General features: G+C 71.5%; 5 protein-coding genes. 3 read left to right on the top strand and 2 right to left on the bottom strand.

Translation table 11 applies throughout. The features are described 5' to 3' along the window. The first annotated feature begins 359 nt into the window (after window positions 1-359). Window positions 360-1178 (top strand): Fpg/Nei family DNA glycosylase, encoded by an 819-nt coding sequence (locus tag NBZ85_RS26875; RefSeq protein WP_261562838.1) that lies wholly within the window; start codon window positions 360-362, stop codon window positions 1176-1178. Between the two features lie 32 nt (window positions 1179-1210). Next, on the top strand, window positions 1211-2011 hold the full coding sequence (locus NBZ85_RS26870) for a DUF1684 domain-containing protein (protein WP_261558093.1): 801 nt from the start codon (window positions 1211-1213) through the stop codon (window positions 2009-2011). A gap of 190 nt (window positions 2012-2201) precedes the next feature. Here NBZ85_RS26870 and NBZ85_RS26865 read toward each other — a convergent pair whose 3' ends face one another. Continuing rightward, window positions 2202-2651, bottom strand: a complete 450-nt coding sequence (locus NBZ85_RS26865; protein WP_261558142.1) for an RrF2 family transcriptional regulator — start codon at window positions 2649-2651, stop codon at window positions 2202-2204. Window positions 2652-2790: 139 nt separating this feature from the next. Between NBZ85_RS26865 and NBZ85_RS26860 the strand changes: the two genes are divergently transcribed. Further along, window positions 2791-4116: an acyl-CoA dehydrogenase family protein gene (locus NBZ85_RS26860; protein WP_261562837.1), complete on the top strand. Its 1326-nt coding sequence runs from the start codon at window positions 2791-2793 to the stop codon at window positions 4114-4116. Here the strand turns inward: NBZ85_RS26860 and NBZ85_RS26855 are convergent. After that, window positions 4113-5429, bottom strand: a complete 1317-nt coding sequence (locus NBZ85_RS26855) for an NtaA/DmoA family FMN-dependent monooxygenase (RefSeq protein ID WP_261558140.1) — start codon at window positions 5427-5429, stop codon at window positions 4113-4115. The genes NBZ85_RS26860 and NBZ85_RS26855 overlap by 4 nt on opposite strands. Window positions 5430-5566: the final 137 nt, after the last annotated feature.

Here is a 5566-nt window from a genome sequence, read left to right as displayed (position 1 = left end):
CTCCCGGCCCACCCCGGCCGCCGTCGGCTCACCCACCACCACGCACCCACCGCCAGCGCGTGTGATCGCGCCACCGATCCTGAACCCGAACCCGAACCCGACAACGTGTTCGCATGGTCCCCTCGCAGCCGACGGGTGGTTCACCCCAGGCGACCACCGAGGTCAGCGGTGGCCGATCGTCGGAGCAGGGATACCGATTCCTCATGGCGCGGAAACGCGACGGGAGCGTCGGATCGGCTGGGTGCCGTGGCGGGAACAGCGGGCGGGGATCGTCCGGCAGGGGATTGCGGGCGAGCTCTCCGCGGCCTCCTGTCCGGCGCGGCCCGAGCGCCGAGCCGCGGCAGTATGCTCGCCCGACTATGCCCGAAGGTCACACTGTGCACAGGTTGGCCGCGGTTCACCAGCGGATGTTCGCCGGCCGGCCGGTGGCGGTGGCAAGCCCCCAGGGCCGCTTCGCCGAGGGATCGCGCCGGCTGGACGGGCGGCTGCTCACCGACGCCGAGGCACTCGGCAAGCATCTGCTCCTGCGGTTCGACCACGACCAGGTCCTGCACGTGCACCTCGGTATCTACGGCACCTACTCCGTCGGCCCCCTGCCAGTTCCCGTGCCGACCGGCGCCGTCCGCCTGCGGCTGACCGCGGACACCGGATACGCCGACCTGCGCGGCCCCAACGCCTGCGAACTGTTGGAACCCGGCGGGGTGAAGACGCTGCGCGACCGGCTCGGCCCCGACCCGCTGCGCGGCGACGCCGACCCGGACCTGGCCTGGCGACGGATCGAACGCAGCCGCGCCCCGATCGCCGTCCTCCTGCTCGACCAGACGGTGGTGGCCGGCCCGGGCAACATCTACCGGGCCGAGGTGCTGTTCCGGGCCGGCATCGACCCACTGATGCCCGGCCGGGACCTGACCCGGCGGCGGTGGGCGGCCATCTGGGCCGACCTGGTCACGCTGATGGCCGACGGGGTGCGGACCGGCCGGATCGACACCGTGCGCCCGGAGCACACCCCCGAGGCTATGGGCCGCCCGCCACGCGTCGACGATCACGGTGGCGAGGTCTACGTCTACCGCCGCGCCGGCCAGCCCTGCCTGATCTGCGCCACCGCGGTGCTGACCACCAGCCTGGCCGGCCGCAACCTGTTCTGGTGCCCCGGCTGCCAGCCACCTCACATAGGCTGAGCTGTACCGATGCGACGAGGGCGAGACCGGTCATGGGATTCACCGAAGAGTGGGAACGCTGGCACGCCCGGCGGGTGGAGGCGCTTACCGCCCCGTTCGGCCCGCTTTCCAGTCTGTGTCGCGGCCGGGCGTACCGTTCGGCCACCTCGTCCGATGTGGCCGGTCTTTCCTGGGCCAACCCACTCAACAAACTGAGTGAGGCCGGGGCCGCGACCCGGCCCGCGCCGGGGGCCCTGCGCCGGGTGGTTCTCGACACCCCGCTGCGGGGTCTGGGTTCCTACGCCGGTCTCACCGACCAGCAGAAGACGCTGCTGGGCCAGGAGGGCATGTACGGCCAGGGCCTGAGCCAGGTCGAGGAGGGCGAGATCCGGGTCTCGCACGGTGCGATGGAGGTCTTCGAGCCGCATCCGGACTGGGTTGTTCCCGCCGTCTTCCGGCCGTGGCCCGACGGTGACAGCGTCCCGGTCGAGGTCCCCAGCACCAAGTCCGGCACGATAACTCTCACCCTGGTCGGCCGGGTCGAGTTCAGCCTGAACGGCAGCACGACGTGGCTCGCGGTGAGCCCACTGCTGCAGGGCGAGCTGCACGCCGTCTTCGTCGACCTGTCGCGACGGAACCGTTTCCCTTTCCGGTTTCTGCGCATTCCCGCGCCCGACGACGACAACACGACGGTGCTCGACTTCAATCGCGCCGTGCTCCCGCTGGCCGCGTTCAACGACCGCATTCCGGCTCCCGCGCCGCCGCCGGGAAACGTCCTGGAGGCCCACGTGACCGCGGGCGAGAGCCATCCCCAACCCGACGTGTCCGACATCCTGGCGCATCTCGGCGGCTAGGGCGCGGGGCGAGTTGCGATCTGTTTGCGGGCCCGTGTCGTGGGACGTGATCCGGTAGGTCGCCATCGCCGCCCTCGCGTCATCGCCGCCCTCGCGTCATCGCCGCCCTCGCGTCATCGCGGTCCACCACCCGAGGACACCCTGGCGCCCGGCCGATCCGGGGCGTGCGCGCGGCCTCGGCTCCGGCGTGCTACCGCCAGGCCGACCGGCTCGCGGCGGTGTCGAGCACCTCGGCGGGAAGCTGGTCCCGCGCCACGTCCGCGACCGTCACCGACTCCAGGAGCCTGGTGAGGCCGGCGCGCATGGCGATCCAGACCTTCTGCAGCGGCACCGCCGTCCCCTCGTAGGCGAGATCCTGCGGGAGCTCGCCGCGCACGGTGGTCACCGGCCCGTCCGCGGCCTGGATGACGTCAGCCAGGGTGATCTCGTCCCCCGGTCGGCACAGCCAGAACCCGCCTCCCACCCCGCGCTGGCTCGCCACCAGGCCGGCTCGACGCAGGTCGCCGAGGACGCTGTCGAGGAACTGGCGGGGGATCTGCTGCTGCTCAGCGATCTCCGGCGCCGAGCGGCGTTGGGGGTGGGCGGCCGCGAGCTCGATGACGGCTCGCAGTGCGTAATCGGTTCGCGCCGAAATCTTCATGCCGCCTGCATCGGGTCGGAAGCGTGCGACGCACCTGTGGCCCGTCACCGACATTCTAGGAGATCAACATTTCACTGGCGATAATCGCTAAACCTGATCGGTATAGTAGGATTTGCGCCGGAGAGACGGGAGACGTGCCATGAGTCCTGGCCCGGCCGCGACGGCAGCGGCGCTCGAGACACCGGCAACCGAGGGTGCGCCCACCGAGAGCGCGCCGACCGGAAATACGCCCACCGAGAGTGCGCCGACCGAGAGTACGCCCACCGAGAGTGCTCCCACCGGAAGTGCGCAGCTTGCGGGTCTCGACTACCTGCTGGCCGAGATTGCCGCCGGGGCTGCCGAGCGGGAGGCCCAGGACCGGCCGCCCTTCGCGGAGATGGACCGGCTGCGCCGGTGGGGAGTCGGCACGCTGCGGATGCCGGTCGCCTCCGGTGGACGGGGCCTCGGCCTGGCCGCCTTCTTCGACGTCGTGCGCAGACTCGGCACGGCTGACCCCAATCTGGCCCAGTCACTGCGCAACCATTTCGGGTTCGTGGAGTCGCTGATGCGCCAGCCGCCCGGCGGGGCACGCGACGGCTGGCTCGACCGGGTCGTCGCCGGTGAGCTGTTCGGGTCGGCGGCAAGCGAGTTGTCCACCCCTCGGGCGGGCGTCATCGGCACCTCGACGAAGCTGGTCCGGGCCGGCGACGGCTACCTGCTGGCGGGAAGCAAGTACTACAGCACGGGCAACATGTACGCGGACCGGATCGTAGTGATCGCCGCAACCGAGGACGGCACCCTGGTCAACGCGATCGTTCCCGCCCGCCGCGAGGGCGTCGTGCACCTCGACGACTGGGATGGCATGGGCCAGCGATTCACCGGTTCGGGCACCACGGAGTTCCACGATGTCCGCGTCCACGAGACCGAACTCCTCCCGTTCGGCGACGCGACCGACCCGGGACGGGCGCTGAGCCCGACCTTCTCCCAGCTCTATCTGACGACCATCGTCGCGGGGATCGTCGAGAACATCCGGCTCGACGTCCTCGAACTCGTCGCGCGGCGCTCCCGCAACTTCCGCCACGGCCTGGCCGAGGAACCCCGGCACGAACCGACGGTGCAGGAGACGGTCGGGGAGATCGCGGCCAACAGCTTCGCCGCGACATCGATCGTGGCCGCCGCCGCCGTCGAGCTCGCGGCCGCGCACGCGGCGCTCGGCCACGGTCACGGCCGCGAGGACGACGCTCGGGCACGGGCGATGTTCGCGGCCGCGAAGGCGAAGACGGTCGTCGACCGGATCGGCACGGACACCGCGTCGCTGGTGTTCGACGCCGGCAGCGCCTCGAGCGTGCGTCGCGGGCCGCAGCTCGACCGGCACTGGCGCAACATCCGCACCCTCTCCTCGCACAATCCCCGTTCCTACAAACTGCGCCTGATCGGCGACCACGAACTCAACGGGACACTGCCGCCCCCGGGCGCCTTCTTCTAGGCCGGGCCCGGCCCGCCGACACCGAGGATGTCGCGCAGGGTCCGCCCGGGATACTCGTGACGGAAGATCCCGCGCCGGCGCAGGATCGGCACGACGTGGTCGACGAACAGTTCCAGGCCCTCGGGTGCGGTGTCGACGAAGATGTTGAAGCCGTCGGCGCCCCGCTCGACGAACCACGCCTGAAGATGATCCGCGATCTGCTCCGGGCTGCCCACAATCGAGAGGTGACCGCCGGGGTTGTCCGCGATCAGCTCCCGCACCGTCAGGTTCCGCTCGCGGGCGTGCGCGAGGACCTGGTCGCGAAACGGCCTGGCCCGCGACGGCGGGGTGAACGCCTCGATCTGCTCGTACGGCAGCGGGGCGTCCAGCTTCAGCAGGTCCGCCGGGACGAACAGCCGCTCGGCGATCTTCTCCACCAGATGTTCCATGCCGTACAGCTCGTTGAGCCCGTCCCGGCGGGCGCGGGCCTCCTGTTCGGTCGAGCCCACCGTCACCTCGAGCCCGGGCAGCACCAGCACGTCCTCGGGACGACGGCCGTGACCGGCGGCGAGCGCCTTCACGTCGGCGTAGAAGCTGCGCGCGCCGGCGAGCGTGCGCTGGACCGTGAACAGCCCGTCCGCCCAGCGCGCGGCGTACTGCCGGTGCCGCGGGGACGCTCCGGCCTGGAAGAGCACGGGCCTGCCCTGGGGCGTGCGGGGCGAGCCCAGAGTGGCTCGCACCGAGAAGTACCGCCCGCGGACGTCGACCTCGTGGACCTTCGTCTCGTCCAGGAACCGGCCGGTCGCCAGGTCGGCGACCACCGCGTCCGGGTCGAGGCTCTCCCACAGGCGCAGGACCGCCTCGACGAACTCCCCCGCCCAGCGGTATCGCTCCTCCTCGCCTGGCTCCGCGCCCACTCCGAAGGCCGTGGCGGTCTCGGGCGCCCAACTGGTGACGATGTTCCAGCCCGCCCGGCCGGCGGTGATGTGGTCGAGGGAGGCGAACTGGCGGGCAACCTCGAACGGCGTGCCGAAGATCGCCGAGCGGGTGCCGATCAGCCCGATGCGCTCGGTGCGCTGGCTGATCGCGGCGAGCAGCGAGACCGGTTCGAGCGCGTGCCAGTTGCGCCGGCCGTGCTCGCTGTGGATGGCGCCATGGTTGTCCCCGCGGAACAGCGCGTCGAATGTGCCGCGCTCGGCGATCCGCGCCAGCTCGACGAAGTGGTCGATGTCGGTGAACGAGTCGGGGCTTTTGTTGTGCCGCCAGCCGGCGACGTGCGCCCCGTCCGCGAGCAGCACGAGGTTGAGGTGAAGTTGGCGCGGTGCGTCGGTCATCACGCCACCCCCTTTCCGAGTTTGCGGGCCCCGGCGTCGGCCTGCGTCAGGGGCCCGACGGGGAACGACACGATGCCGTCGCGGTGGAGCTGCTCCTCCAGGGCGGCGCACCAGGCGACGTAGTCGTCGTGCAGGCG

This window comes from Frankia tisae, from assembly GCF_025403405.1.
In the GTDB taxonomy this organism is placed as follows: Bacteria; Actinomycetota; Actinomycetes; order Frankiales; family Frankiaceae; genus Frankia; species Frankia tisai.
Note: the sequence above shows the minus strand (reverse complement) of the source record. Positions and strands in the feature narration are given on the sequence as shown.